The organism is Mycobacterium sp. 23 (genome assembly GCF_048287075.1).
In the GTDB taxonomy this organism is placed as follows: domain Bacteria; phylum Actinomycetota; class Actinomycetes; order Mycobacteriales; family Mycobacteriaceae; genus Mycobacterium; species Mycobacterium gordonae_B.
The window spans coordinates 2,568,776-2,593,600 of sequence record NZ_JBLVUX010000005.1; the positions used below are offsets into that span (position 1 = coordinate 2,568,776).

24 protein-coding genes are annotated in these 24,825 nt (G+C 68.7%); 10 read left to right on the forward strand and 14 right to left on the reverse strand.

The annotated features are described in order from the left end of the window. Positions 1 to 88: 88 nt before the first annotated feature. From ahcY to ACNQS7_RS13205, 6 genes are all read right to left on the reverse strand, one after another. A complete protein-coding gene (ahcY, locus tag ACNQS7_RS13180; RefSeq protein ID WP_055576518.1) occupies positions 89 to 1,567 on the reverse strand; it encodes an adenosylhomocysteinase in 1,479 nt (492 codons plus the stop codon). 103 nt (positions 1,568 to 1,670) lie between these two features. After that, positions 1,671 to 2,321: a TetR family transcriptional regulator gene (locus ACNQS7_RS13185; protein WP_418012883.1), complete on the reverse strand. Its 651-nt coding sequence runs from the start codon at positions 2,319 to 2,321 to the stop codon at positions 1,671 to 1,673. Further along, a complete protein-coding gene (locus tag ACNQS7_RS13190; protein WP_055576520.1) occupies positions 2,318 to 2,500 on the reverse strand; it encodes a rubredoxin in 183 nt (60 codons plus the stop codon). The genes ACNQS7_RS13185 and ACNQS7_RS13190 overlap by 4 nt, the downstream gene beginning before the upstream one ends. Before the next feature lie 6 nt (positions 2,501 to 2,506). Beyond that, positions 2,507 to 2,680, reverse strand: a complete 174-nt coding sequence (locus ACNQS7_RS13195) for a rubredoxin (RefSeq protein ID WP_055576521.1) — start codon at positions 2,678 to 2,680, stop codon at positions 2,507 to 2,509. Beyond that, positions 2,677 to 3,912, reverse strand: a complete 1,236-nt coding sequence (locus tag ACNQS7_RS13200) for an alkane 1-monooxygenase (protein WP_418012884.1) — start codon at positions 3,910 to 3,912, stop codon at positions 2,677 to 2,679. The genes ACNQS7_RS13195 and ACNQS7_RS13200 overlap by 4 nt, the downstream gene beginning before the upstream one ends. Positions 3,913 to 4,024: 112 nt before the next feature. Further along, positions 4,025 to 5,509, reverse strand: coding sequence for an amino acid permease (locus tag ACNQS7_RS13205; protein WP_418012885.1), 1,485 nt, complete (start codon positions 5,507 to 5,509; stop codon positions 4,025 to 4,027). Between the two features lie 93 nt (positions 5,510 to 5,602). On the opposite strand from ACNQS7_RS13205, the gene ACNQS7_RS13210 reads away from it, so the two are divergent. Next, positions 5,603 to 6,982 (forward strand): FAD-dependent oxidoreductase, encoded by a 1,380-nt coding sequence (locus tag ACNQS7_RS13210; protein WP_418015981.1) that lies wholly within the window; start codon positions 5,603 to 5,605, stop codon positions 6,980 to 6,982. On the opposite strand, the gene manA is transcribed toward ACNQS7_RS13210, so the two are convergent. The 4 genes from manA to ACNQS7_RS13230 are packed head-to-tail and all read right to left on the reverse strand — an operon-like array spanning position 6,966 to position 11,165. Further along, on the reverse strand, positions 6,966 to 8,192 hold the full coding sequence (gene manA / locus ACNQS7_RS13215; RefSeq protein WP_418012886.1) for a mannose-6-phosphate isomerase, class I: 1,227 nt from the start codon (positions 8,190 to 8,192) through the stop codon (positions 6,966 to 6,968). The two genes, ACNQS7_RS13210 and manA, sit on opposite strands and share 17 nt — an antisense overlap. A 7-nt stretch (positions 8,193 to 8,199) precedes the next feature. Then, entirely contained in the window at positions 8,200 to 9,270 is a 1,071-nt protein-coding gene (locus tag ACNQS7_RS13220; protein ID WP_418012887.1) for a TobH protein, read from the reverse strand. Next, positions 9,267 to 10,658, reverse strand: a complete 1,392-nt coding sequence (locus ACNQS7_RS13225) for a phosphomannomutase/phosphoglucomutase (protein WP_418012888.1) — start codon at positions 10,656 to 10,658, stop codon at positions 9,267 to 9,269. The genes ACNQS7_RS13220 and ACNQS7_RS13225 overlap by 4 nt, the downstream gene beginning before the upstream one ends. Before the next feature lie 57 nt (positions 10,659 to 10,715). After that, the gene (locus ACNQS7_RS13230; protein ID WP_306237444.1) at positions 10,716 to 11,165 is read right to left on the reverse strand and encodes a DUF3499 domain-containing protein; all 450 of its coding nucleotides are present in this window, start codon (positions 11,163 to 11,165) and stop codon (positions 10,716 to 10,718) included. 166 nt (positions 11,166 to 11,331) lie between these two features. Between ACNQS7_RS13230 and ACNQS7_RS13235 the strand changes: the two genes are divergently transcribed. Next, positions 11,332 to 11,751 carry a metallopeptidase family protein gene (locus ACNQS7_RS13235; RefSeq protein WP_055582032.1) on the forward strand — a complete coding sequence of 140 codons (420 nt, stop codon included), beginning with the start codon at positions 11,332 to 11,334 and terminating at the stop codon, positions 11,749 to 11,751. Positions 11,752 to 11,766: 15 nt separating this feature from the next. On the opposite strand, the gene ACNQS7_RS13240 is transcribed toward ACNQS7_RS13235, so the two are convergent. Beyond that, positions 11,767 to 12,111, reverse strand: a complete 345-nt coding sequence (locus ACNQS7_RS13240) for a WhiB family transcriptional regulator (RefSeq protein ID WP_055582021.1) — start codon at positions 12,109 to 12,111, stop codon at positions 11,767 to 11,769. A gap of 358 nt (positions 12,112 to 12,469) precedes the next feature. Between ACNQS7_RS13240 and cofD the strand changes: the two genes are divergently transcribed. Genes cofD through ACNQS7_RS13260 form a run of 4 tightly spaced genes read left to right on the forward strand, consistent with a single transcriptional unit; the run spans position 12,470 to position 16,921 of the window. Continuing rightward, positions 12,470 to 13,456 carry a 2-phospho-L-lactate transferase gene (gene cofD / locus ACNQS7_RS13245; RefSeq protein ID WP_418012889.1) on the forward strand — a complete coding sequence of 329 codons (987 nt, stop codon included), beginning with the start codon at positions 12,470 to 12,472 and terminating at the stop codon, positions 13,454 to 13,456. 5 nt (positions 13,457 to 13,461) lie between these two features. After that, complete coding sequence (locus ACNQS7_RS13250) at positions 13,462 to 14,811, forward strand: coenzyme F420-0:L-glutamate ligase (RefSeq protein ID WP_418015982.1); 1,350 nt, start codon at positions 13,462 to 13,464, stop codon at positions 14,809 to 14,811. Continuing rightward, positions 14,808 to 16,388 (forward strand): Eco57I restriction-modification methylase domain-containing protein, encoded by a 1,581-nt coding sequence (locus ACNQS7_RS13255; protein ID WP_418012890.1) that lies wholly within the window; start codon positions 14,808 to 14,810, stop codon positions 16,386 to 16,388. Before ACNQS7_RS13250 ends, ACNQS7_RS13255 begins: the two co-directional genes overlap by 4 nt. Beyond that, a complete protein-coding gene (locus ACNQS7_RS13260; RefSeq protein WP_418012891.1) occupies positions 16,385 to 16,921 on the forward strand; it encodes an NUDIX hydrolase in 537 nt (178 codons plus the stop codon). The genes ACNQS7_RS13255 and ACNQS7_RS13260 overlap by 4 nt, the downstream gene beginning before the upstream one ends. 61 nt (positions 16,922 to 16,982) lie before the next feature. Here the strand turns inward: ACNQS7_RS13260 and ACNQS7_RS13265 are convergent, their stop codons facing one another. From ACNQS7_RS13265 to rfbD, 3 genes are read right to left on the reverse strand one after another with little or no spacing between them, the layout of a single operon-like run. Next, a complete protein-coding gene (locus ACNQS7_RS13265; protein WP_055582035.1) occupies positions 16,983 to 18,062 on the reverse strand; it encodes a sugar phosphate nucleotidyltransferase in 1,080 nt (359 codons plus the stop codon). Between the two features lies 1 nt (position 18,063). Beyond that, positions 18,064 to 18,990, reverse strand: coding sequence for a glycosyltransferase family 2 protein (locus ACNQS7_RS13270; protein WP_418012892.1), 927 nt, complete (start codon positions 18,988 to 18,990; stop codon positions 18,064 to 18,066). Next, a complete protein-coding gene (gene rfbD, locus ACNQS7_RS13275; protein WP_418012893.1) occupies positions 18,983 to 19,876 on the reverse strand; it encodes a dTDP-4-dehydrorhamnose reductase in 894 nt (297 codons plus the stop codon). The genes ACNQS7_RS13270 and rfbD overlap by 8 nt, the downstream gene beginning before the upstream one ends. A gap of 64 nt (positions 19,877 to 19,940) precedes the next feature. On the opposite strand from rfbD, the gene ACNQS7_RS13280 reads away from it, so the two are divergent. The 4 genes from ACNQS7_RS13280 to ctpC all read left to right on the forward strand — a co-directional run bounded on the left by ACNQS7_RS13280 (position 19,941) and on the right by ctpC (position 24,814). Continuing rightward, complete coding sequence (locus ACNQS7_RS13280) at positions 19,941 to 21,419, forward strand: LCP family protein (RefSeq protein ID WP_418012894.1); 1,479 nt, start codon at positions 19,941 to 19,943, stop codon at positions 21,417 to 21,419. Continuing rightward, complete coding sequence (locus ACNQS7_RS13285; protein WP_418012895.1) at positions 21,407 to 22,126, forward strand: TIGR03089 family protein; 720 nt, start codon at positions 21,407 to 21,409, stop codon at positions 22,124 to 22,126. The genes ACNQS7_RS13280 and ACNQS7_RS13285 overlap by 13 nt, the downstream gene beginning before the upstream one ends. 224 nt (positions 22,127 to 22,350) lie before the next feature. Beyond that, positions 22,351 to 22,632 (forward strand): DUF1490 family protein, encoded by a 282-nt coding sequence (locus tag ACNQS7_RS13290; RefSeq protein WP_310784346.1) that lies wholly within the window; start codon positions 22,351 to 22,353, stop codon positions 22,630 to 22,632. An 85-nt stretch (positions 22,633 to 22,717) separates the two neighbouring features. Then, positions 22,718 to 24,814, forward strand: a complete 2,097-nt coding sequence (ctpC, locus tag ACNQS7_RS13295; RefSeq protein ID WP_418015983.1) for a manganese-exporting P-type ATPase CtpC — start codon at positions 22,718 to 22,720, stop codon at positions 24,812 to 24,814. Positions 24,815 to 24,825 lie beyond the last annotated feature (11 nt).

Here is a 24,825-nt window from a genome sequence, read left to right on the forward strand (position 1 = left end):
GCGAGCCTATCCCCCGCCCACCGTGAAGCTGGCTTCACAGTGGGCGTCGAACGTGAAGCTGGCTTCACGCTCGCGGGGGCACCGCGACTCAGTAGCGGTAGTGGTCGGGCTTGTACGGGCCCTCGACGTCGACGCCCAGGTATTCGGCCTGGTCCTTGGTCAGCTTGGTCAGCGTTCCGCCGAGCGCCTCGACGTGGATGCGGGCCACCTTCTCGTCGAGGTGCTTGGGCAGGCGGTACACCTCGTTGTCGTACTCGTCGTTCTTGGTCCACAGCTCGATCTGGGCGATCGTCTGGTTGGCGAAGCTGTTGCTCATCACGAACGACGGGTGGCCGGTGGCGTTGCCCAGGTTCAGCAGCCGGCCCTCGGACAGCACGATGACCGAGCGGCCGGTCTCCTTGAAGGTCCACAGGTCGACCTGCGGCTTGATGTTCGTCTTGGTGGCGCCGGAGCGCTCCAGGCCGGCCATGTCGATCTCATTGTCGAAGTGGCCGATGTTGCCCAGGATCGAGTGGTCCTTCATCGCCTTGATGTGGTCGAGCATGATGATGTCTTTGTTGCCGGTCGACGTCACCACGATGTCCGCGTCGGCGATGGCGTCCTCGACGGTCACGACGTCGAAGCCCTCCATCATCGCCTGCAGCGCGTTGATCGGGTCGATCTCGGTGACCTGGACCCGGGCGCCCTGGCCCTTCATGGCCTCGGCACAGCCCTTGCCGACGTCGCCGTAGCCACAGATCAGCACCTTCTTGCCGCCGATCAGGGCGTCGGTGCCGCGGTTGATGCCGTCGATCAGCGAGTGGCGGGTGCCGTACTTGTTGTCGAACTTCGACTTGGTGACGGAGTCGTTGACGTTGATCGCGGGGAAGGCGAGGTCACCGGCCGCGGCGAACTGGTACAGGCGCAGCACACCGGTGGTGGTCTCCTCGGTGACGCCCTTGACCGACTCGGCGATCTTGGTCCACTTGCCCTTGTCGGTCTCGAAGCGGTTGCGCAGCACGCTCAGGAAGATCTTCCATTCGGCCGAGTCGTCTTCCTCGGCGGGCGGCACGACGCCGGCCTTCTCGTACTGCATGCCGCGCAGCACCATCATGGTGGCGTCGCCACCGTCGTCAAGAATCATGTTGGCCGGCTTGTCCTCGTCCGGCCAGGTGAGCATCTGCTCGGCGGCCCACCAGTACTCCTCGAGCGTCTCGCCTTTCCAGGCGAACACCGGGACACCCTTGGGCTCTTCGGGTGTGCCATGCGGGCCGACAACGACGGCGGCCGCCGCATGGTCTTGGGTCGAGAAGATGTTGCACGACGCCCACCGAACTTCGGCACCCAGCGCGGTCAGGGTCTCGATCAGCACCGCGGTCTGGACGGTCATGTGAAGCGAACCCGAGATCCGGGCTCCCTTCAGCGGCTGCACCTCGGCGTACTCGCGGCGCAGTGACATCAGGCCGGGCATCTCGTGCTCGGCGATCCGGAGCTCTTTGCGGCCGAAATCCGCCAGCGACAGATCGGCAACCTTGAAGTCGATGCCGTTCAGAACGTCGGGGGTGAGCGAATTTTCGAGCGTCGTCATAGGGGTTTACATCCTTCTTTGGGGGCTTCTTTGAGTCTGAGTAGGCGCGTCGGCCCAGTAACTCTCTGGACTCACTCTAGCCTCCGGCCAATAGCCGTCCTGGTCAGGGCACGTTGATGACGCCGTGACGCTCCGCGAACGGGGTCATCATCCTGGCCAGATCCGCCGCGACGTCGTGGTCGGCTTCGGGCGGCATCGACACGTAGCTCAAGCACAGCCGGACGATCGCCCGCGACAGCACCCCGGCGTCGTCGTCGCTGGTGGCCAGCCACGTCTGGGTGAACGCGGTCGCCAGACGTGCCGACGCCCGGCTGATGATGGGCGCGCTGTCGGTGGTGATCAGCTGCAGCAAATCCGGCTTGGCGACGCCCGTCAACAGCGAGATCACCAACGGGTCGGCCGCCGACTCGGCGAAGAAGGCCCGGAAGCCCTGCAGGAACGACTCGTAGATGTTGCCGATGTTGGCGTCCAGCGCGCCCTTTACCGTGTCGACCAGCCGGTCGGCCAGGCGCAGGGCGTAACCCTGCGCCAGGCCCTGCCGGGACCCGAACTCGTTGTAGATGGTCTGCCGGCTGATGCCGGCGGCCCGGGCCACGTCGGACAGTGTGATGGCGGACCAGTCGCGGGTGAGCAGCAGATCCCGCATCGCGTCGAGCACCGAATCCCGCAGTAAGGCGCGGGACGCTTCGGCGTAGGGAATCCGCTTCACAGGCGCGACGATATCTGTTTTCGCAGCGAAGTTGGTGCCGATCATGACCGGGCGACCTCCACCATCACGAAGTCCGACTTCGCGGCACCGCAGTCCGGGCAGCTCCAGTCCTCGGGGATGTCGTCCCACCGGGTGCCGGGCGCGATGCCGTCTTCCGGCCAGCCCAGCTCCTCGTCGTACTCGAAACCGCACTGCACGCACTGGTAGAGCTTGTAGTCACTCATGTCATCTCATCCTTCCTGGACTAGTTCGAAATCGGGCTTCTCGCGGACGGCGCAGTCCGGACAAGTCCAGTCATCGGGAACCTGGTCCCAGCCGGTGCCGGCCGGAAAACCTTCGCGGGCATCGCCTTTGGCCTCGTCGTAGCGGTAGTCGCAGACGGGGCACTTGTAGGCCGCGCTCATGCTGCCACTCCGTACTTGGCGAGCAGCTTCTTCCGCAGCCGGGGCTGCACGTTCACCTTGGTGATGTCGCCGTCGTAGTGGTCCAGCACCCGGTGGTCCATCACCTTGCGCCACAGCGGCGGGAAGTAGGTGAGCGAGATCATCGACGCGTACCCGCTGGGCAGGTTGGGCGCACCCTCCATGCTGCGCAGCGTCTGGTAGCGGCGCGTGGGGTTGGCGTGGTGGTCGCTGTGCCGCTGCAGGTGGTACAGGAACAAATTGGTGACGATGTGGTCGGAGTTCCAGCTGTGCACCGGGGCGCAGCGCTCGTACCGGCCGTTGGCGTTCTTCTGCCGCAACAGTCCGTAGTGCTCGAGGTAGTTGACGGCTTCCAGCAGGCTGAAGCCGAAGATCGCCTGGATGACCAGGAACGGGATCACGCTCACGCCGAAGGCCGCGATCAGCGCGCCGAACAGCACCACGGTCATCGCCCAGGCGTTCAGCACGTCGTTGCCCAGGTAGGTACGCGGGTCCCAGGGGCTCTTCCCGAGGCGGCGGATGCGCTGCGCCTCCAGGTGAACCGAGGAGCGGGCGCTGCCGATGACGCTGCGGGGCAGGAATTCCCAGAACGTCTCACCGAAGCGGGCCGAGGCGGGGTCCTCCGGGGTGGAAACGCGGACGTGGTGGCCGCGGTTGTGCTCGATGTAGAAGTGGCCGTACGCGGTCTGCGCCAGGGTGATCTTGGACAGCCAGCGCTCCAGCGAGTCCTTCTTGTGGCCCATCTCGTGCGCGGTGTTGATGCCGACGCCGCCGAGCACGCCGACCGAGAGCGCCACGCCGATCTTGCCCAGCCAGCCCAGTCCGCCCTCATAGCCCAGCCAGTGCAGGTTCGACGCGGTGAACAGGTAGGCGCCCAGGACCACGCTGGCGTACTGGAACGGGATGTAGATGTAGGTGCAGTAGCGGTAGTACTTGTCGTTTTCCAGCCGCTCCATGACCTCATCCGGGGGGTTCTGCCCGTCTGGACCGAACCGCAGGTCCAGCAGCGGCAACAGGATGTAGACCAGGAACGGCCCGATCCACAGCGGCAGTTGCGCCGCGGTGTGCCAGCCGAGCTGGTTCAGCCCCCAGATCACGGGCAGCATCACGAACAGCGCCGTCGGGGCGATCAATCCCATCAGCCACAGATAGCGCTTCTTGTCGCGCCATTCGTACACCGGCACCTCCGGAGTGCCGTCGATTTGTGTGGTCATACGCCAAACCTCCTTGTGTGAGTCTCACCACTTGAGGTTGGACATTACAACGGTTTACGTCTCGTGTCTAGACACGGGACGTTGTTTTGTAAACTAAGTATCCAAATACAACCTAAATGTCCAGGTCGGCATCGCCCTTCTCGCGTCGCGCCTGCACTGAGTGCCGGCGGCCGTAGCCGAAGTAGATCGCGACGCCCACCAGCAACCAGACGCCGAACCGCACCCAGGTCAGCGCGGTCAGGTTGAGCATCAGCCACAGGCACGCGCACACCGACGCGATCGGGAGCACCGGCACCCAGGGCGCGCTGAACCCGCGAGGCAGGTCAGGGCGGGTCCGGCGCAGCACGATGACGCCGGCCGACACCAGGACGAAGGCGAACAGGGTGCCCACGTTGACCATCTCTTCGAGCTTGTTGATCGGAAAAACCGACGCCGTCGCCGCGATCACCACCGCGACCAGTGCGGTGATCCGCACGGGTGTCCCTCGGGAGCCGGTCTTGGCCAGCCCGCGGGGCAGCAGACCGTCGCGTGCCATCGCGAAGAGCACCCGGCACTGGCCGAGCATCAGCACCATCACCACCGTGGTCAGGCCGGCCAGCGCTCCCACCGAGATGATTCCGCTGGCCCAGTAGATGCCGTTGGCCTGGAACGCGGTGGCCAGGTTCGCCTGTCCGCGCCCCGGGACGGTGCGCAGCTGGGTGTAGGACACCATTCCGGACAGCACGACCGCGACCGCCACGTAAAGCAGCGTCACGACGCCGAGTGAGGCCAGGATGCCGCGCGGGACGTCGCGCTGCGGGTTCTTGGTCTCCTCGGCCATGGTCGCCACGATGTCGAACCCGATGAACGCGAAGAACACGATCGAGGCGCCGGCCAGCACGCCGTACCAGCCGTAGTGGCTGCCACCGGCGCCGGTCAGCAGCGACAGCACGGACTGGTCCATGCCCCTGCCCTGATGCTCGGCTTCGGGTTTGGGGATGAACGGCGTGAAGTTGGAGGCCTTGATATAGAAGGAGCCGACGATCACGACCAGGATAACGACCGACACCTTGATCGCGGTGACCACTGCGGAGAACCGCGACGACAGCTTGGTGCCCAACACCAGCAGAATCGCCACCAGAGTGACGATCAGCAGCGCGCCCCAGTCGAAGTCGATCGGCCCCAGGGCGACGGTGCCGCCGGCGAACCCGAACACCGTCCCGAGGTAGCTGGACCAGCCCTTGGCGACCACCGCCGCGCCGATTGCCAACTCCAGCACCAGATTCCAACCGATGATCCAGGCCAGAAACTCTCCGAAGGTGGCGTAGGAGAAGGTGTAGGCGCTGCCGGCCACCGGCAGGGTGGAGGCGAATTCGGCGTAGCACAACGCCGCCAGCGCACAGGTGCCTGCTGCGATCAGAAACGAGATCCAGATGGCCGGACCGGTGATGTCGCCGGTGGTGGATGCGGTGACGGTGAAGATGCCGGCCCCGATCACCACCGAGACGCCGAAGACCACCAGGTCAAGCCAGGTCAGGTCTTTGCGGAGCCGGGTCGTCGGCTCGTCGGTGTCGGCGATCGACTGCTCGACCGATTTCGTGCGCCAGCGACCGGACATCTGCCCTCCCCTTCTCCTCACCTGCAGTTGTGTCCGCACAGTACTGGGTACTCTGCGGGAATGGTGGGGAGCGTAGAGAACAAGAATCATGCGGTGGTGATCGGAGCGAGCATCGCGGGGCTGTCCGCGGCCCGGGTGCTTTCCGACTTCTACGGGCGAGTGACGGTATTCGAGCGGGACGACCTGCCGGGGACGCCGGCCAACCGCGCCACCGTCCCCCAGGACCGTCATCTGCACATGCTGATGGCGCGCGGCGCCAACGAATTCGAGAGCCTGTTTCCCGGTCTGCTGGAAGACATGGTGGCGGCGGGCGTGCCAATGCTCGAGAACCGGCCGGACTGCATTCATCTCGGCGCCGCCGGCCACGTCCTGGGCACCGGGCACACCCTGCGCGACGAGTTCACCGCCTACGTGCCCAGCCGCCCGCACCTGGAGTGGCAGATCCGGCGCCGCGTGCTTGACATCGACAACGTGGAGATCGTCCGGCGCCCGGTCGCCGAACCGCGTTTCGAACCGGCCCTGCAGCGGGTGACCGGCGTGCTGCTGGACCCGGCGGTGCGGGGTGAAGAGCCGGAGTTTGTCGCCGCCGACCTGGTGGTCGACGCCGCGGGCCGCGGTACCCGGCTGCCGGTGTGGTTGGACCAGTGGGGCTATCAGCGTGCCCCGGAGGCGACAGTCGACATCGGAATCAACTACGCCACGCACCAATTCCGCATGCCCGAGGGGCTGATCGCCGAGAAGGTGGTGGTCGCGGGCGCCTCGCACGACAAGTCACTGGGGCTGGGCATGCTGTACTACGAGGACGGCACCTGGGTGCTGACCACGTTCGGGGTGGCCCACGAGAAGCCGCCGCGGACCTTCCCCGAGATGCTGGCCCTGGCCGAGGAGCTACTCCCGGAGCATTTCAACGCCGCACTCGCGCATGCCGAGCCGCTGGGGGAACCGGCCTATCACGCCTTCCCGGTGAGCCGCTGGCGTCGCTACCACAAGCTCGAGCGCTTCCCGGCGGGCATCATCCCGTTCGGGGACGCGGTGGCCAGTTTCAACCCGACGTTCGGCCAGGGCATGACGATGACGTCGATCCAGGCCGGCAACCTGCGCCGGGCGCTTGCGGCACCGGAAGGGGATCTGGCGGGCACCCTCGCCCGGTTCACTGCCAAGACCACGTTCCCGGTCTGGATGATGAACGCGATCGGCGACGTGGCCCTGCACCACGCCACCGGCGACCCCGAGCCACGGTGGTGGCGGGCAGTGGGCGGGCTGTTCGACCAGTTCCTCGGTGCCGCCGAGACGGATCCCGTTCTGGCGGAATGGTTCTTACGGCGGTTCTCGCTGCTGGACAGTCTCTACATGATTCCGCCGGCGAAGCTGATCGGGCGGACGATGGCGCACAACATGCGGCTGTGGGTTAAAGAGCGCAAGGAGTTGCGCGCTCAGGGTCGTCAGCGCGGGCTGGTCACAAGCCCACGGTAGCCCGGAACAGCTTGGCGGGACGCTCTGCGGACAGCCGGATCGGGCCGTCGTCGGCGCCGACCCACGCGGCCGCGCCTCGCTCGAGCGTCAGCGACCCGGATTTGCCGTACACGGTGAGCGAGCCCTCGGCGCACAACAGGATCTGGGGCCCGTCGTGACTCGACGGCGCGTCGACCTCGTGGCCGAGGTGATCGCCGTCGAGCACCAGCAGCGCCAGCGCGAACTCGTCGGCCGGCGTGTCGTAGATCCGTTCCAGGCCGTCACGGTGCATCGACGGCCGCAGCTGCGCCTCGGCCGTCGGCGTGAAGTCCAGCACCCGCAGCAGCTCGGGCACGTCGACGTGCTTGGGCGTGAGGCCACCGCGTAACACGTTGTCGGAGTTGGCCATCACCTCTACCGCGAAACCGCGCAGGTAGGTGTGCAGGTTGCCCGCCGGCAGGAAGATGGCCTCGCACGGAGCCAGGGTGATGCGGTTGAGCAACAGCGCCGCCAGCACCCCGGCATCACCGGGGTACCGCTCCCCCAGCTCTAGCAGCGTCTTGAGCTCAGCCGCGAATTCCGTTGCCCCGGAACTGATGTACTGAATAGCGCCGTCGAGCACCGCCGGCACGAGCACGTCGAGGTCGGGTTGCGGCGCGGTGATCCAGGTGGTGAACAGGGCGCGCAGGCCGTCGGCGTCCGACTGGTCGTTGAGCAGGTCGATGAAGGGATCGAGATCGGACACGTTGAGTGCGCGCAGCAACTCGGTGGTCCGGGAGGCCTGACGGAAGCCGGCGAGCGCCTCGAAGGGCTGCAACGCCACCAGCAACTCCGGCTTGTGGCTGGTGTCGCGGTAGTTGCGCACCGGCGAGTTCACCGGGATACCCAGCCGCTCTTCGCGCGCGAAACCCTCGAGCGCCTGCGCGGCGCTCGGGTGCGCCTGCAGCGACAGCGGCTCGTCGGCGGCCAGCACCTTGACCAGAAACGGCAGCACGTCGCCGAACCGCGCCCGCGAGGCGGGCCCCAGCTGCCCCTCGGGATCGTCGGTGAGCTCGGCCAGCAGCGAGGTCTCGCCCTCTGGTGTCTCCAGCCAGGCCGGGTCACCGGGGTGGGCACCGAACCACAGTTCGGCCTCGGGGTGTGCGGCGGGCACCGGGCGGCCGGTGAATTCGGCGATGGCGGTGCGTGATCCCCAGGCGTACGTTCGTAACGCTCCGCGTAGCAGTTCCACCGTTTATCTATCCCCGTGCCAGTCGCAGGTAAACCGCGGCCATCTCCAGCCGAACGGCCAATACTGCCAGTTGCTGCTCGGCGCGGGACGCCGCGGTTGGTGCGGAAGGCAGTTCCTGCATATCCTCCGCCCCCAGCAGATGCACGTCGTCGAACCCGGCCACCCGGGCGGCGACCACGGTCCGCTCGGCAGCCAGCGTCAGTGCCAGCACCCGCAGCCGCTGGGGCAGCGGGCCGTCGATCTGCTCGTCGTGGAAGAGCGCTTCGGCGGGATCGGCGAACCCGCGCGGCCCGCTGCGCAGTGCGGCCAGTGCGTCGCCCAGACCGGCGGCCGCCGCGGCCTGCTGCGCGACGCGGAGCAACACCGAGCTGCCGTGCCGGGCCAGCGCCAGGGTCGCGGCGCTGTCTCCGGCCAGCGCGACCTGGCAGTCGGTCATCCGGGCGGCCAGCGTCTTGGCCGGGTTGGTGAACAGATCCCGGCCCGCGCTGTTACGCAACGCCTCGGCATCCAGTTCGTCGGCCAGCGCGGCCAGGTCGACACTCAGCCGGGAGTCGACGGTTTGCAGCACCGCGAGGCCGGCGGCCAGATACCGGCACAACCCGAACTCCTCAGGCGCGGGCAGGCGCGGGGACAGCACCGCGACCCGACCGGCGGTGGAGTCCCGCAACGGGCCCTCGAACGGCGCCACCACGACCACCCGCGAGCCCCGGCGCACCCCGGTCGCGGCCGCGCCCACCAGCGCGGGATCACCGGGATCGTCGCCGGCGACGATCAGCACATCGAGCGGGCCGACCCACGGAGGCGCCTCGGTGACCAGCGCGATCGGCTCGGCCGCCGCGGTGGCCAGCGTCGCGGCAAGCAGGGCGCCCGCGGTCTCGGCGGCGCCGCGCCCGGCCACCCAGATGACGCTGCGCACCCGGTCCTCCCCGCGCAGCGAGTCCAACTCGCCTTCACTTACGGCGGCCGCCACGGAACGCACCTGCGCACCGGCCATCGACGCCGCCCGCAGCAACCCGTCGCGGTCGGCGGCGATCAGGCCGTCGGCATCCTCGAGATCGACGGCCCCGACCGCACTCACGGTCCGGCTCCGGTTGCCTGCGCGGCGATTTCGGCGCTGACCTGTGCGACCACGGCGTCCACATCCTCGATGCTGCGCCCCTCCACATTCAGCCGCAAGAGCGGCTCGGTGTTGGAGCTGCGCAGGTTGAACCAACTGCCGTCACCCAGGTCGACCGTCACGCCGTCCAAATGATCGATGGACTGGATCCGGCTCGCGAATGTCTTCAACACGGCGTCCACACACGCCGGCGCGTCGGCGACGGTGAAGTTGATCTCGCCGGAGGATTCATAGCGCTGGTAATCCGCGGTGAGTTCCGACAAGGGCCGGTCTTGCTCGCCGAGCGCGGCCAGCACGTACAGCGCGGCCAGCATGCCGGAGTCGGCGCCCCAGAAATCGCGGAAGTAATAGTGCGCCGAGTGTTCACCGCCGAAGATCGCGCCGCTTTCGGCCATCAGCGCCTTGATGTAGGAGTGGCCGACCCGCGAACGCAGCGGCGTGCCGCCGCGCTCGGCGACCAGCTCCGGCACCGCACGCGAGGTGATCACGTTGTGGATCACCGTGGCGCCGATCTCCCGGCCCAGCTCGCGGGCCGCCACCAGGCTGGTCACGGTGGACGGCGAGACCGGCCGGCCACGCTCGTCGACGACGAAGCAGCGGTCGGCGTCGCCGTCGAACGCCAGCCCAATATCGGCGCCGGTCTCGCGCACGAAGTTCTGCAGGTCGACCAGGTTCGCCGGGTCCAGCGGGTTGGCCTCGTGGTTGGGGAACGTGCCGTCGAGCTCGAAGTACAAGGGCAACAACGTGATCGAGTCGATCGCGCCGAGCACCGCCGGCGCGGTGTGACCGGCCATGCCGTTGCCGGCGTCCACCGCGACCCGCAGCGGGCGCAGTCCCTCGGTGTTGACCAGCGAGCGCAGGAACACCCCGTAGTCGGTCAGCACATCCTTGTCGGTGACCGCACCGCGCGGCCCGTCGTGCCCTTGCACGCCGGCGATCAGGTCCTCGCTGATGGTCGTCAGCCCGGTGTCGGCGCCGACCGGCTTGGCCCCGGCCCGGCACAGTTTGATGCCGTTGTACGCCGCCGGGTTATGGCTGGCGGTGAACATGGCTCCGGGACAGTCCAGCAACCCCGAGGCGAAATACAACTGGTCGGTGGAGGCCAACCCGATGCGCACCACGTCCAGACCCTGGCCGGTGACGCCGGCGGCGAAGGCCGCCGACAGCGAGGGTGAACTGTCGCGCATGTCGTGGCCGATCACCACCCGGCTCGCGCCTTCGCCGCGCATCAGCCGCGCGAATGCGGCCCCGACGTCGGTGACCAGCGCCTCGTTGATCTGCTCGCCGACCAGGCCTCGGACGTCATAGGCCTTGATGACACGGTGGACAGCCTCGGCGGGCCACGACATTCTCCGGTGCTCCTGACGACCTGGGTGGGTAGAACTCTTCGGCCGCCAGCCTATCGGCTAGCCGGGAGGATCCGGCAGGACCCGTAGGTGGCCACGTCGGCGTCCGGAGCGGTGCTCGGGCGGTGCGAGCAGACCGGTACTCGGCGCGGTGGCGTGCGCGCCGATGGACTGCGGCACGTCGTCGAAGCCGTCACTGGCGACGAAACCGTTGACCCGGGCGGGGGTACGGGCGGGAACTGCTCCGCCCTCGCGCACGGCGTCGGCCAGCGCCACCAGTTCGTCGTCCTCGTCGGGATGGGTGGGCAGCGGGCCGGCATGGCGCATCAGTTCCCAGCCGCGCGGTGCCGTGATGCGGCCGGCGTGGTTGACACACAGATCCCACGAGTGCGGTTCCCGCGCGGTAGCGAGTGGGCCGACCACCGCCGTCGAGTCCGAGTAGACGAACGTCAACGTTGCCACTGCATAATGCGGACACCCGGGCCGGCAGCAGCGTCGGGGTACGTTCACGCTCGAAAGGCTATCGCGGGAAAACGCCGCCACAGCGGCGGACACGCGCATGGGCGGGGGCGATGTGGAACCGTTACCATCGGCGTCCAACCGTTACCATCGGCGCGTGAGCGGGGAAAGATCGGCTCAGCCGTACGGGCGGCCCGGACGCCGGCGGGGCCGCGATCTGCGCGGCCCGTTGCTGCCGCCGACGGTGCCGGGCTGGCGCAGCCGGGCCGAGCGGTTCGACATGGCGGTCCTGGAGGCCTACGAACCGATCGAGCGGCGGTGGCAGGAGCGGGTCGGCGAACTCGACGTCGCAGTCGACGAGATTCCGCGTATCTCCGCCAAGGATCCCTACAGTGTGCAGTGGCCGCCGGAGGTGATTGCCGACGGGCCGATCGCGCTGGCCCGCCTGATACCGGCCGGCGTCGATGTCCGCGGAAACGCGACACGAGCGCGAATTGTGTTGTTCCGCAAGCCAATTGAACGACGAGCCAAAGACACCGTCGAACTCGGCGACTTGCTGCATGAAATCCTGGTGGCCCAGGTGGCCATCTATCTGGACGTGGAGCCTTCAGTCATCGACCCCTCGATCGACGACTGAGCAGGTGATCGGCGTTTAGATGATGCCGCGCTTGAGGCGGCGACGCTCGCGTTCGGACAGGCCTCCCCAGATGCCGAACCGCTCGTCGTGCGCGAGGGCGTATTCGAGGCATTCGTGCCGGACCTCGCAACCCAGGCAGATCTTCTTGGCCTCGCGGGTGGAACCGCCCTTCTCCGGGAAGAAGGCTTCGGGGTCGGTCTGGGCGCACAGCGCCTTGTCCTGCCACTGATCGGCAGGGATCTCCTCGATCGGCTCCGGCTCGAACACGGCGGGCGCATCGGGAACAACGCTCAGATGAGGACGGACTGGCGGCATGATGGTTTCAGCCGGCTCGGGAGTGGTGTGCGGTGTGCCTCCCATTACGCCCCGAAGGTACTCATAGGACATGCTCCGCCTCCTCACTAATAGAGATTGAAATGGTTTCCCACTGTTTTGATGTACAGATGCCCAATTCGAACAAGTGATCGAATCTCGGTCTGCGACACCGGAACCGGCCGGCCAACCGGGAAATGACACTGATGTGATTAGACACGGGCCAGGGACCCTGGTCAAGCACTTCGGCGTAATTCCATACCATCTCGTGATCGAATTTCGGCGATTCTGTTGTCCACGAAACACGGCGTGTCGAGTACGAATTGATCACAAGTCCCTTGCGCCACATTGGTTACCAAGATTCACCCCACCCTAACGTGTCCCGCCGGGCAGGTACTGTCCTGGTGTGAAAGTCACTGTTCTGGTCGGGGGCGTCGGGGGCGCGCGTTTTCTGCTCGGAGTGCAGCGGTTGCTCGGCCTGGGCCAGTTTGCTCAGGGCGAGGACGCCGGCCACGAACTGAACGCGGTCGTCAACATCGGCGACGACGCATGGATCCACGGCGTGCGCATCTGCCCGGACCTCGACACGTGCATGTACACCCTCGGTGGTGGCGTGGACCCGGAGCGTGGCTGGGGCCACCGCGACGAAACCTGGCATGCCAAAGAGGAACTCGCCCGCTATGGCGTGCAGCCCGACTGGTTCATGCTCGGCGACCGCGATCTGGCCACGCACCTGGTGCGCACCCAGATGCTCAACGCCGGTTATCCGCTGTCGCAGATCACCGCCGCACTGTGCGACCGGTGGCAACCGGGCGCACGGTTGCTGCCGGCCAGCGACGACCGTTGCGAGACGCATGTGGTGATCACCGATCCAGCCACCGGAAGCCGGCGGGCGATCCACTTCCAGGAGTGGTGGGTGCGTCACCGTGCCCAGGTGCCCACCCACAGCTTCGCCTTCGTCGGGGCCGAAAAAGCCTCCGCGACAACCGAAGCGGTGACGGCCATCGCCGAAGCCGACGTCATCCTGGTGGCGCCGTCGAATCCGGTGGTCAGCGTCGGCGCCATCCTGGCCGTCCCCGGCATCCGCGGCGCGCTGCGGTCGACCCCCGCTCCGGTCGTCGGCTACTCCCCCATCATCGGCGGAAAGCCCTTGCGCGGCATGGCCGATGCCTGCCTGTCCGTCATCGGGGTGGATTCCACCGCGCAGGCGGTGGGCCAGCACTACGGCGCCCGCAGCGCGACCGGGATTCTGGACTGCTGGCTGGTGCACGACGGCGACGCGGCCGACATCGACGGAGTGGCGGTGCGCGCCGTGCCGCTGCTGATGAGCGACCCGGCGGCCACCGCCGACATGGTGCGTGCCGGACTCGACCTTGCCGGGGTGACGGTGTGACCGCCCTGCCCCCGGCAGGTGAGCACGGCGCCGCCGCCGCCATCGAGATCCTGCCAGTCACCGGGCTTCCCGAGTTTCGTCCCGGTGACGATTTGGGTGCTGCGTTGAGTGCGGCCGCGCCGTGGTTACGTGACGGCGACGTGGTGGTGGTGACCAGCAAGGTGGTGTCCAAGTGCGAGGGCCGACTGGTCCCGGCGCCCGAGGACGACGAAGAACGAGACCGATTGCGGCGCAAGCTGGTCGACGACGAAGCGGTGCGGGTGCTGGCCCGCAAGGAACGGACCCTGATCACCGAGAACCGGCTGGGGCTGATTCAGGCGGCGGCCGGAGTGGACGGATCCAACGTCGGGCGAACCGAGTTGGCGTTGCTGCCACTCGACCCGGACGCCAGCGCGGCGGCGCTGCGGGCCGGGTTGCGCGAGCGGCTCGGCGTCACCGTCGCCGTGGTGATCACCGACACCATGGGCCGCGCCTGGCGCAACGGACAGATCGACGCGGCCGTCGGCACCGCGGGTCTGGCCGTACTGCACAACTATTCGGGTGCCGTCGACCGGCACGGCAACGAACTGGTGGTCACCGAGGTGGCGGTCGCCGACGAGATCGCGGCCGCGGCCGACCTGGTCAAGGGCAAGCTCACGGCCATGCCGGTGGCCGTGCTGCGCGGGCTCAACCCGGTCGACGACGGTTCGACGGCCCGGCAGTTGGTGCGCGCGGGCACCGAGGACCTGTTCTGGCTGGGCACCGCCGAGGCCATCGAGTTGGGCCGCGGGCAGGCCCAGCTGCTGCGCCGGTCGGTGCGGCGATTCAGCGCCGAGCCGGTGCCCCCGGCAGTCGTCGAATCCGCTGTCGCCGAAGCGCTCACCGCGCCCGCCCCGCACCACACCCGCCCGGTGCGGTTCGTATGGCTGCAGGACCAGGACACCCGGACGCGGCTGCTGGACCGGATGAAAGACAAGTGGCGTGCCGACCTCACCGGCGACGGCCGCCCCGCGGACTCCGTCGAACGCCGCGTCGCACGCGGCCAGATCCTCTACGACGCACCCGAGGTCATCATTCCGTTCCTGGTGCCCGATGGGGCACACAGCTATCCGGACGCCGCCCGCACCGAGGCCGAGCACACCATGTTCACCGTCGCGGTGGGTGCGGCCGTGCAGGCGCTGCTGGTTGCGCTGGCGGTGCGCGGGGTGGGCAGTTGCTGGATCGGCTCGACGATCTTCGCTGCCGACCTCGTCCGCGACGAGCTTTCGCTGCCCGCCGAGTGGGAGCCGCTGGGCGCCGTGGCGATCGGCTATGCCGCCGAGCCCGCGGGTTTACGCGACCCGGTGCCGATCACGGAGCTGTTGATCCGCAAATGAAGACGTTCGCGGGCAAGGCCGCCGTGACGGCCGACAAGATTCGCGGCGGCTATTACACGCCGGCGCCCATCGCCCGCTTCCTGGCCGGCTGGGTCACCCACGCCGGACCCCGGGTGCTGGAACCGTCCTGCGGTGACGGGCAGATCCTGCGCGAGTTGGCCGCGCTCAGCGATCAGGCACGCGGCGTGGAACTCGTTGCCGCTGAAGCGGCGAAGGCACGGACGTTCGCCCCCGTTGACACCGCGGACCTGTTTTCGTGGTCGGGTGGCCGGGACTGGGACGGCGTGGCGGGCAACCCGCCCTACATCCGCTTCGGGCATTGGCCGGCGCGGCAGCGCGAGCCCGCGCTGGCCGCCCTGCATCGAGAAGGGTTGCGCCCCAACCGGTTGACCAATGCCTGGGTGCCGTTCGTGGTGGCGAGCACCACCCTGGTGCGCGAGGGCGGCCGGGTTGGCCTGGTGCTGCCCGCCGAGCTGCTGCAGGTCGGGTATGCGGCGCAGCTACGCGACTTCCTGGTGAGCCGCTACCGGGAGATCACGCTGCTGAGCTTCGGGCGCCTGGTGTTCGAGGGCGTCTTGCAGGAGGTGGTGTTGTTCTGCGGCGTCGTCGGTCCCGGGCCGGCCCGCATCCGCACCGTGCAGCTCGACGACGCCGACGCGCTGGTCGCGGCGAACCTGGACGTGCCGTCCGCTCCGGCGCTGCGGCACGACCACGAGAAGTGGACCACCTATTTCCTGGAACCGTCGCAGATATGCACGCTGCGCGGCCTCAAGGAATCCGGCCGGCTGACCCGGCTGGGCCTGCTTGCCGAGGTGGACGTCGGCATCGTGACGGGCCGCAACAGCTTCTTCACCTTCACCGACGCACAGGCGCACGAGCTGGGACTCACGCCGTACTGTGTGCCGCTGGTCTCGCGCAGCGCCCAGCTGTCCGGACTGGTTTACGACAATGATTGCCGCACAATCGATCTGACGGCCGGTCAGCGCGCCTGGCTGCTGCATGCGCCGGCGCAGCCGCAGGACGGCGCGCTGCTGGCCCACATCGCGGCCGGCGAGGCGGCCGGCGTGCACCGTGGCTACAAGTGCTCGCTGCGCAAGCCGTGGTGGGTGACGCCGTCGCTGTGGGTCCCCGATCTGTTCATGTTGCGCCAAATTCACCTGTCTGCGCGGCTGACGGTCAACGGGGCGGGCGCCACCAGCACGGACACCGTGCACCGGGTGCGGGTCGCGCCCGGCACCGAACCCCACGCGCTGGCCGCGGTGTTCCACAACAGCGCGACCTTCGCATTCGCCGAGATCATGGGCCGCAGTTACGGCGGCGGCATTCAGGAGCTCGAACCCGCCGAGGCCGAGCGGTTGCCCGTCCCGCCGCCGGCATGCGCCGATCCCGACCTGGCCGGCGACGTCGATCTGCTGTTGCGGGCCAACGAGATCGAGAAGGCGCTCGACCTGGTGGACCGGCGGGTGCTGATCGAGAAGCTCGGTGTGTCGCCGGAGGTGGTGGCGCAATGCCGCGCGGCGTGGCTCGCGCTGCGGCACCGGAGGACCGCGAGGCGGGCCAGGAGGGAGTCGCGATGAGCGTGCGGGAATCGGTGATCACGCTGCTCACGGACTGGGAGGCACCCAACCCGGCGCAGGACTCGTTGCGGGAGGCGGTGCTGGGATTCGTGCTCGCCCGCGACGACTCCTGCCTGCGCGAGTGCGAACCGGGCCACGTCACCGCGTCCACCCTGGTGCTCGACGACACCGGCGAGCGCGTCCTGCTCACCCTGCATCCCCGGCTGGGCCGCTGGGTTCAACTCGGCGGGCACTGCGAGGACGACGAGGACATCCTGGCCGCCGCACTGCGGGAAGCGACCGAGGAGTCCGGCGTCGCCAATCTGTGGTTGCGGCCGGAACTGGTTGCGGTGCATGTACATCCGGTCACCTGCTCGCTGGGGGTTCCGACCCGGCACCTGGACCTGCAGTTCATGGCGCATGCCCCGGCCGGGGCGCAGATCGTACTCAGCGACGAGTCCGACGACCTGCGGTGGTGGCCGGCCGACGAGTTGCCGCCGGGCACCGATCACGCGCTGGAATACCTGGTGACTCAAGCAACGCGCCGAGTGTGAGGCTGGCCGCACGTTCGCGCGCGAACGTGAAGCTGGCCGCACGTTCGCGCGCCGAGAGGGCTCAGACGTCTGACGAGTAACGGATGCCGCCGTCGGGAATAGATACGCCCGGCCACACTCGCGCGCCGCGCAGCAGTTCGCAGCGCGCGCCGATGTCCGCCCCGTCTCCGATCACGCCGTCGCGGATCAGCGCCCGCGGGCCGATGCGCGCGCCGAAGCCGATGATCGAGCGCTCGATAACGCTGCCGGCCTCCACCTTGACGCCGTCGAAGATGACCGCGCCGTCCAGCCGCGCGCCCGGACCGATCTCGGCCCCGCGCCCCACCACCGTGCCGCCGATGAGCAGCGCCCCGGGGGCCACGGCGGCGCCGTCGTGCACCAGGCTCTCGCCGCGCTGACCGTGCAGCGCCGGCGACGGGGCGATGCCGCGCACCAGGTCCGCGGACCCGCGCACGAAGTCCTCCGGGGTGCCCATGTCGCGCCAGTAGGTGGCGTCGACGTAGCCGCACACCTTCACGTCCGGGTCCGACAGCAGCGCCGGGAACACCTCGCGCTCCACCGACACCTCCCGACCGCGCGGGATCCGGTCGATGATCGGCCGCTGGAACACGTAGCAGCCGGCGTTGATCTGATCGGTTGGCGGGTCCTGCGTCTTCTCCAGAAACGCGGTCACGCGGCCGTCGCTGTCGGTCGGCACGCATCCGAATGCGCGGGGATCGCTCACCCGCACCAGGTGCAATGTCACATCGGCCTGGTGATCGCGGTGGAAAGCCAGCAGCTCGCCCAGGTCGGTGCCGGAGAGCACGTCGCCGTTGAACACCATCACGGTGTCGTGCCGCAGCTTCTCGGCGACATTGGCGATGCCGCCGCCGGTGCCCAGCGGCTTCTCCTCGGTGACGTAGTCGATCTGCAACCCGAGCTTGGAGCCGTCGCCGAACTCGGCCTCGAACACCTCGGCCCGGTAGGAGGTGCCCAGCACCACGTGCTCGATGCCGGCCGCGGCGATCCGAGACAACAGGTGGGTCAGGAACGGCAGGCCGGCCGTCGGCAACATCGGCTTGGGCGCCGACAACGTCAGCGGCCGCAATCGGGTGCCCTTGCCGCCGACCAGGACCACCGCATCCACGTCATGGGTTGCCACTTCAGCGCCGCCCTTCTGCCAGTTCTTCGCGCGCCGCCCGCCGGGACCTTCGCACCGCATTGCGCACCATCACCCGCGACCGCACCGCCAGCGATCCGCGCAAAGTCCAGCGCAGCGGGGCCCGCCAAAACCCGGTGTTGCGATCGGCCAAAAAGATATAGGTACTGCGGTGGTGGGCGGCCAGGTGGCGGCCCGGGTCACGGCCGGTCGAGTGTCCCTTGTGGTGCAGCACCTCGGCCGTCGGCACGTAGATGGACTGCCAGCCGGCTTTTCCGAGCCGGTCGCCGAGGTCGACGTCTTCCATGTACATGAAGTAGCGCTCGTCGAAGCCGCCGATCTGGTCGAACGCCGACCGCCGCACCAGCAGACACGAGCCGGACAGCCACCCGACCGGCCGCTCGCTGGGATCGAGGTGCTCCTGCCGGTAGGCTCGCGTCCACCGATTGCGCGGCCACACCGGCCCGAGCACGGCGTGCATGCCGCCGCGGATCAGGCTGGGCAGGTGGCGCGCCGACGGGTATACCGACCCGTCCGGGTCCCGGATAAGCGGACCCAGTGCGCCGGCACGCGGCCATCGGGCGGCGGCCTCCAGCAGGGCGTCGATGCTGCCCGGACCCCACTGCACGTCCGGGTTGGCGACGATCACCCACTCCCGGTCGAACCGGTCCCATTCCCCGCCGCGCGCCTGGCTCAGGTGCTCGATGGTGCGGTTGACCGCCGTGCCGTAGCCGAGATTGGCACCGGTGGGCATCAGGCGCACGTTCGGGTAGCGCTCGACAGCCGCTTCCGGGGTGCCGTCGGTGGAGCCGTTGTCGGCCAGCAGCACGCCCACCGGCCGGTCCGTGGCCAGCGACAACGAGGCCAGGAACCGCTCCAGGTGTGGGCCCGGCGAATAGGTCACCGCGACGACCGGCAGAACGTCAGTCACGCGTAGAGGGTAACGGTCGGTCGGCGGCCGCCGTCAGCGCCGCGTTGAGGGCAGCACGCCACGGACGCAGCGGGGTGAGGCCGGCGGCCGCCCACGACCGCCCGGACAACGCCGAGTACGACGGGCGCGCCGCGGGCCGCGGAAACTCGTCGCTGCTGCACGGGGTCACCCGCGCGGGGTCGGCGCCGCTTTCCTCGAACACCGCCCGTGCCCATTCGAAGCGTGACACCACACCCTCGTTGGCGGCGTGCAGCACGCGTCCCCGCACGGGACTGGCGGCCAGCTCCAGCAGCGCGGCGGCCAGGTCTGCTGCGTAGGTGGGCGAGCCGGTCTGGTCGTCGACCACCTTGATCGGGCCGTCCCGGCCGGCCAACCGCTGCATGACGGCGACGAAATCACCCCTGTCGGACCCGCCGGTGTACACCCAGGCGGTGCGCACGACCACCGCCTCCGGCAGCGCGGCCAGCACGGCCCGCTCCCCGGCCAACTTGCTTGCCGCGTAGACGCCCTGCGGGCCGGTGGTGTCGTCAGGTTCGTAGGGGCGTGGGTCGGCGCCGCCGAAATCGCCGTTGAAGACGTAGTCGGTGGAGACGTGGATCAGCGAGGCTCCGGCGCGGGCGCACGCACAGGCGAGGTTCTCCGGGCCGCTGGCGTTGACGGCGTAGGCGCGGGCGTCGTCGGTCTCGGCGCCGTCGACGTCGGTGTAGGCCGCGCAGTTGATGACGACATCGCCAGGCTGGATGATCTCGTCGGCCAGGGCCGGATCGGTGACGTCCCACTCCCCCGACGTCTTGGCCAGCACGTCCCGACCCTCGCGGACGGCCTGAGCCGCCACCAGGGTGCCCAGCTGCCCCCCCGCACCGGTAATGACAAGCCTGTCCGACATGTGTTCGAGTCTGGCACGCCGAGCCCGGCTACCCGGAAAGCGGCTGTTGCACAAGTAGCCTACAGTGATGCCTGCGCAAAGTGTGGCTCGTGTGACTCGTGTGGTCTCGACGGCTCTGGCCCTGGTGGTCGTGATCGGCACCGGGGTGGCCTGGAGCAACGTCCGCTCCTTCGAGGACGGCATCTTCCACATGTCGGCGGCCTCACTGGGCCACGGCGCCGACGACGGCGCGATCGACATCCTGCTGGTTGGCCTGGACAGCCGCACCGACGCGCACGGCAACCCCCTGACCGCTGAGGAACTGGCGACGCTGCGCGCCGGCGACGAGGAAGCCACCAACACCGACACCATCATCCTGGTCCGGATTCCGAACAACGGGAAGTCGGCGACCGCGATCTCGATACCCCGCGACTCCTACGTGCAGGCCCCCGGACTGGGCAAGACCAAGATCAACGGCGTCTACGGGCAGACCCGCGAGATCAAGCGCACCAGCCTGGTGCAGGCCGGCGCCTCGCCCGCCGAAGCCGCCACCGCAGGCACCCAGGCCGGCCGCGAGGCGCTGATCAAGACGGTGGCCGACCTCACCGGCGTCACCGTCGACCATTACGCCGAGATCGGCCTGCTCGGCTTCGCCCTGATCGCCGACGCTCTCGGCGGCGTCGAGGTCTGCCTCAAGGACGCCGTCTACGAACCACTTTCGGGCGCCGACTTCCCGGCCGGCCAGCAGCGGCTGAACGGCCCACAGGCCCTGAGCTTCGTGCGGCAGCGCCACGAGCTGCCGCGCGGCGACCTGGACCGGGTGGTGCGCCAGCAGGTCGTGATGGCGTCGCTGGCCCACCGGGTGATCTCCGGTAAGACGCTGTCCAGCCCGGCCACGCTCAAGCGGCTCGAGGCGGCCGTGCAACGCTCGGTGGTGATCTCGGAGGGCTGGAACATCATGGACTTCGTCCAGCAGGTATCGAAGCTGACCGGCGGCAACGTCGCGTTCGCCACCATCCCGGTACTCGACGGGGCCGGCTGGAGCGACGACGGCATGCAGAGTGTGGTGCGGGTGGATCCGCACGCGGTGCAGGAATGGGTGGGCGGCCTGCTGCACGAGCAGGACCAGGGCAAGACCGAGGAACTCGCGTACACACCCGGCAAGACCACCGCCAACGTGATGAACGACACCGACATCAACGGCCTGGCCTCCGCGGTGCTCGACGTGCTCAGCACCAAGGGATTCGCTGCCGGTTCGGCCGGCAACAACGAGGGCGGCCACGTCAAGAACAGCCAGGTGCGGGCGGCGAAGACCGACGACCTGGGCGCCCAGGAAATCGCCCGGCAACTGGGTGGACTGCCCGTCGTCGCCGACTCCTCGATTCCGGCCGGGCAGGTGCGGGTGGTGCTGGCCAACGACTACACGGGACCGGGCTCAGGCCTCGACGGTTCGACGCCCACACCCGCGCGCGCATCGACCGTCGGGTCGGTCAACAGCAGCAACGTTCCGGCACCGTCACCGATCCTCACCGCGGGCTCGGAGCAGCCGGAGTGCATCAACTGAACCCGACCCTGTCCGGAGCGATCCTGGACCCGTTGCTGCGCGCCGACCCGGTCGGCCCGCGCATCACCTACTACGACGACTCGACCGGCGAGCGCATCGAGCTGTCCGCGGTGACGTTGGCCAACTGGGCCGCCAAGACCGCCAACCTGCTGCGCGACGAGTTGGGCGCCGGGCCGGGCAGCCGGGTCGCGGTGTTGTTGCCGGCGCACTGGCAGACGGCAGCGGTGCTGTTCGGGGTGTGGTGGATCGGCGCCGAGGCGGTGCTGGACGGTCCGGCGGATATCGCGTTGTGCACGCTTGACCGGCTCGACGAGGCGGATGGCCGTGTGGCCGGCGGTGAGGTCGCGGTGCTGTCGCTGGATCCGTTCGGCCGGCCGGTCCCCGACCTGCCGATCGGCGTCACCGACTACGCCACCGCGGTGCGGGTGCACGGCGACCAGATCGTTCCCGAACCCGCGCCGGGACCGGCGCTGGCCGGCCAGTCGGCCGCTCAACTGGTGGCGGCGTGCGTGCAATCGGCGGCGATGCAGGGCCTGACGCCGGGCGACCGGGTGCTGTCCACGGCTACGTGGGATCGGCCGGAGAAGCTGGTGGACGGGCTGCTGGCGGTGTTATCGGTCGGCGGATCGCTGGTGCAGGTGGCCAATCCGGATGCGGCGGCGCTGCAGCGCAGGGTCGAGATGGAGAAGGTCACCCGAGTGCTGTGACCTGTCGCCGAGGCTGAAAATCTGCAGCCTCGATGAGGTGCCGCCTCAGCAGTGGACAGGCCTCACCGACACTGTAAATCTGCAGCAAAAATGCGAGTACAGGCCACCAGATTGACCGGCTCGACGCATCTGCAGGCCTACCATTCCGCCACACACATGTTGATATCGCAATATTTGGATAGTACCGTCGGTCCGAAGACCACTGACGGGAAGGGTTCAGAAAGATGGCGGTGCAGGTGCTTTTGGCGAAGGCGGCGTCGACGGTGATCACCGGTCTGGCGGGGGTAACCGCGTACGAGGTGCTCAAGAAGGCCGCCAAGAAGGCACCCCTGCACGAAACCGCGGTCAAGGGCGCCGAACTGGGCCTGCGCAGTACCCGCAAAGCCGAGGAGGCCGCCGAGTCGGCCAGACTCAAGATCGCCGACGTGATGGCCGAGGCGCGCGAACGCATCGGCGAGGAGGCACCGACGCCGGCCGTCGGCGACGCCCACGACCACGACCACTGATCCGGTGGCCCTCGCGCTGGTTCCAGAGCTTGCGCCGGCTGCTAAAGACCCTGCGCTGCAGGTGATCTCCGATGCGGCCGGTCGCATGCGGGTACGGGTGGAGTGGGTTCGCGCCAACTCGCGGCGCGCCGTGGCCGTGGAGGACGCCGTCGCCAAATGCGAAGGGGTGCGCGTCGTACACGCCTACCCGCGCACCGGTTCGGTCGTCGTCTGGTACTCCCCCAGGCGCTGTGACCGTGCCGCGGTGCTGGAGGCGATCAGCGGCGCTGCACACGTCGCCGCGGAACTGATCCCCGCCCGCTCACCCCATTCTGAGGAGATCCGCAACACCGACGTGCTGCGCATGGTCATCGGCGGCGCGGCGCTGGCCCTGCTCGGCGTGCGCCGCTACGTCTTCGCGCGGCCGCCGCTGCTCGGGCCGACTGGCCGGATGGTCGCGACCGGCGTCACCGTCTTCACCGGCTACCCCTTCCTGCGTGGCGCGCTGCGCTCGGTGGGCTCGGGCAAGCTCGGCACCGACGCACTGGTGTCGGCGGCGACGGTGGCCAGCCTCATCCTGCGCGAGAACGTCGTCGCCCTGACCGTCCTGTGGCTGCTCAACATCGGCGAATACCTTCAGGACCTGACGCTGCGCCGGACCCGGCGGGCCATCTCGGAGTTGCTGCGCGGCAACCAGGACACGGCCTGGATCCGGCTGCCGGACGGCGCCGAGGTGCAGGTCGCGATCGACACCCTGGAGATCGGCGACGAGGTGGTGGTGCACGACCACGTCGCCATCCCGGTCGACGGCGAGGTGATCGAGGGCGAGGCGGTGGTCAACCAGTCCGCGATCACCGGCGAGAACCTGCCGGTCAGCATCACGGCCGGGGCGCACGTGCACGCCGGCTCGGTGGTGGTGCGCGGACGCCTGGTGGTCCGCGCCGAGGCCGTCGGCAACCAGACCACCATCGGACGCATCATCACCAGAGTTGAAGAGGCGCAACATGATCGGGCTCCGATCCAGACCGTCGGGGAAAACTTCTCCCGCCGCTTCGTGCCCACCTCGTTCGTCGTCTCGGCGCTGACCCTGCTGGTCACCGGTGACGTCCGGCGCGCGATGACGATGCTGCTTATCGCCTGCCCGTGCGCGGTGGGCCTTTCCACCCCGACGGCCATCAGCGCCGCGATCGGCAACGGCGCCCGCCGCGGCATCCTGATCAAGGGTGGGTCGCACCTCGAACAGGCCGGCCGGGTGGACGCGATCGTCTTCGACAAGACCGGCACGCTGACCGTAGGTCGCCCGGTGGTGACCAATATCGTTTCACTGCATAAGGATTGGGAGCCCGAGCAGGTGCTGGCGTATGCCGCCAGTTCGGAGATCCACTCGCGCCACCCGCTGGCCGAGGCCGTCATCCGCTCGACCGAGGAACGCCACATCAGCATCCCGCCGCACGAGGAGTGCGAGGTGCTGGTCGGCCTGGGCATGCGGACGTGGGCCGACGGGCGCACCCTGCTGCTGGGCAGCCCGGGTCTGCTGCGCGCCGAGAAGGTCAAGGTGTCCAAGAAGGCGCAGGAATGGGTCGACAAGCTGCGCCGCGAGGCCGAGACGCCGCTGTTGCTGGCCGTGGACGGCACCTTGGTGGGGGTGATCAGCTTGCGCGACGAGGTGCGGCCGGATGCGGCCGAGGTTCTGACTCGGTTGCGCGACAGCGGCGTTCGCCGGATCGTCATGCTCACCGGCGACCACCCCGACATCGCCGCGGTGGTGGCCGCAGAACTGGGCATCGACGAGTGGCGCGCCGAGGTGATGCCCGAGGACAAGCTTCAGGTCGTCCGCCAACTGCAGGACGAGGGACACGTGGTCGGGATGGTCGGCGACGGCGTCAACGACGCCCCGGCGCTCGCGGCCGCCGACATCGGCATCGCGATGGGCCTGGCCGGAACCGACGTCGCCGTCGAGACCGCAGACGTGGCGCTGGCCAACGACAACCTCTACCGCCTGCTCGACGTGCGGGATCTGGGCGCCCGCGCCGTCGACGTCATCCGGGAGAACTACGGCATGTCGATCGCGGTCAACGCCGCCGGACTGCTCATCGGCGCCGGCGGCGCGCTGTCGCCGGTACTGGCCGCGATCCTGCACAACGCGTCATCGGTCGCGGTGGTGGCCAACAGCTCCCGGCTGATCCGGTACCGGTTGGACTGAGCCGCACTGAG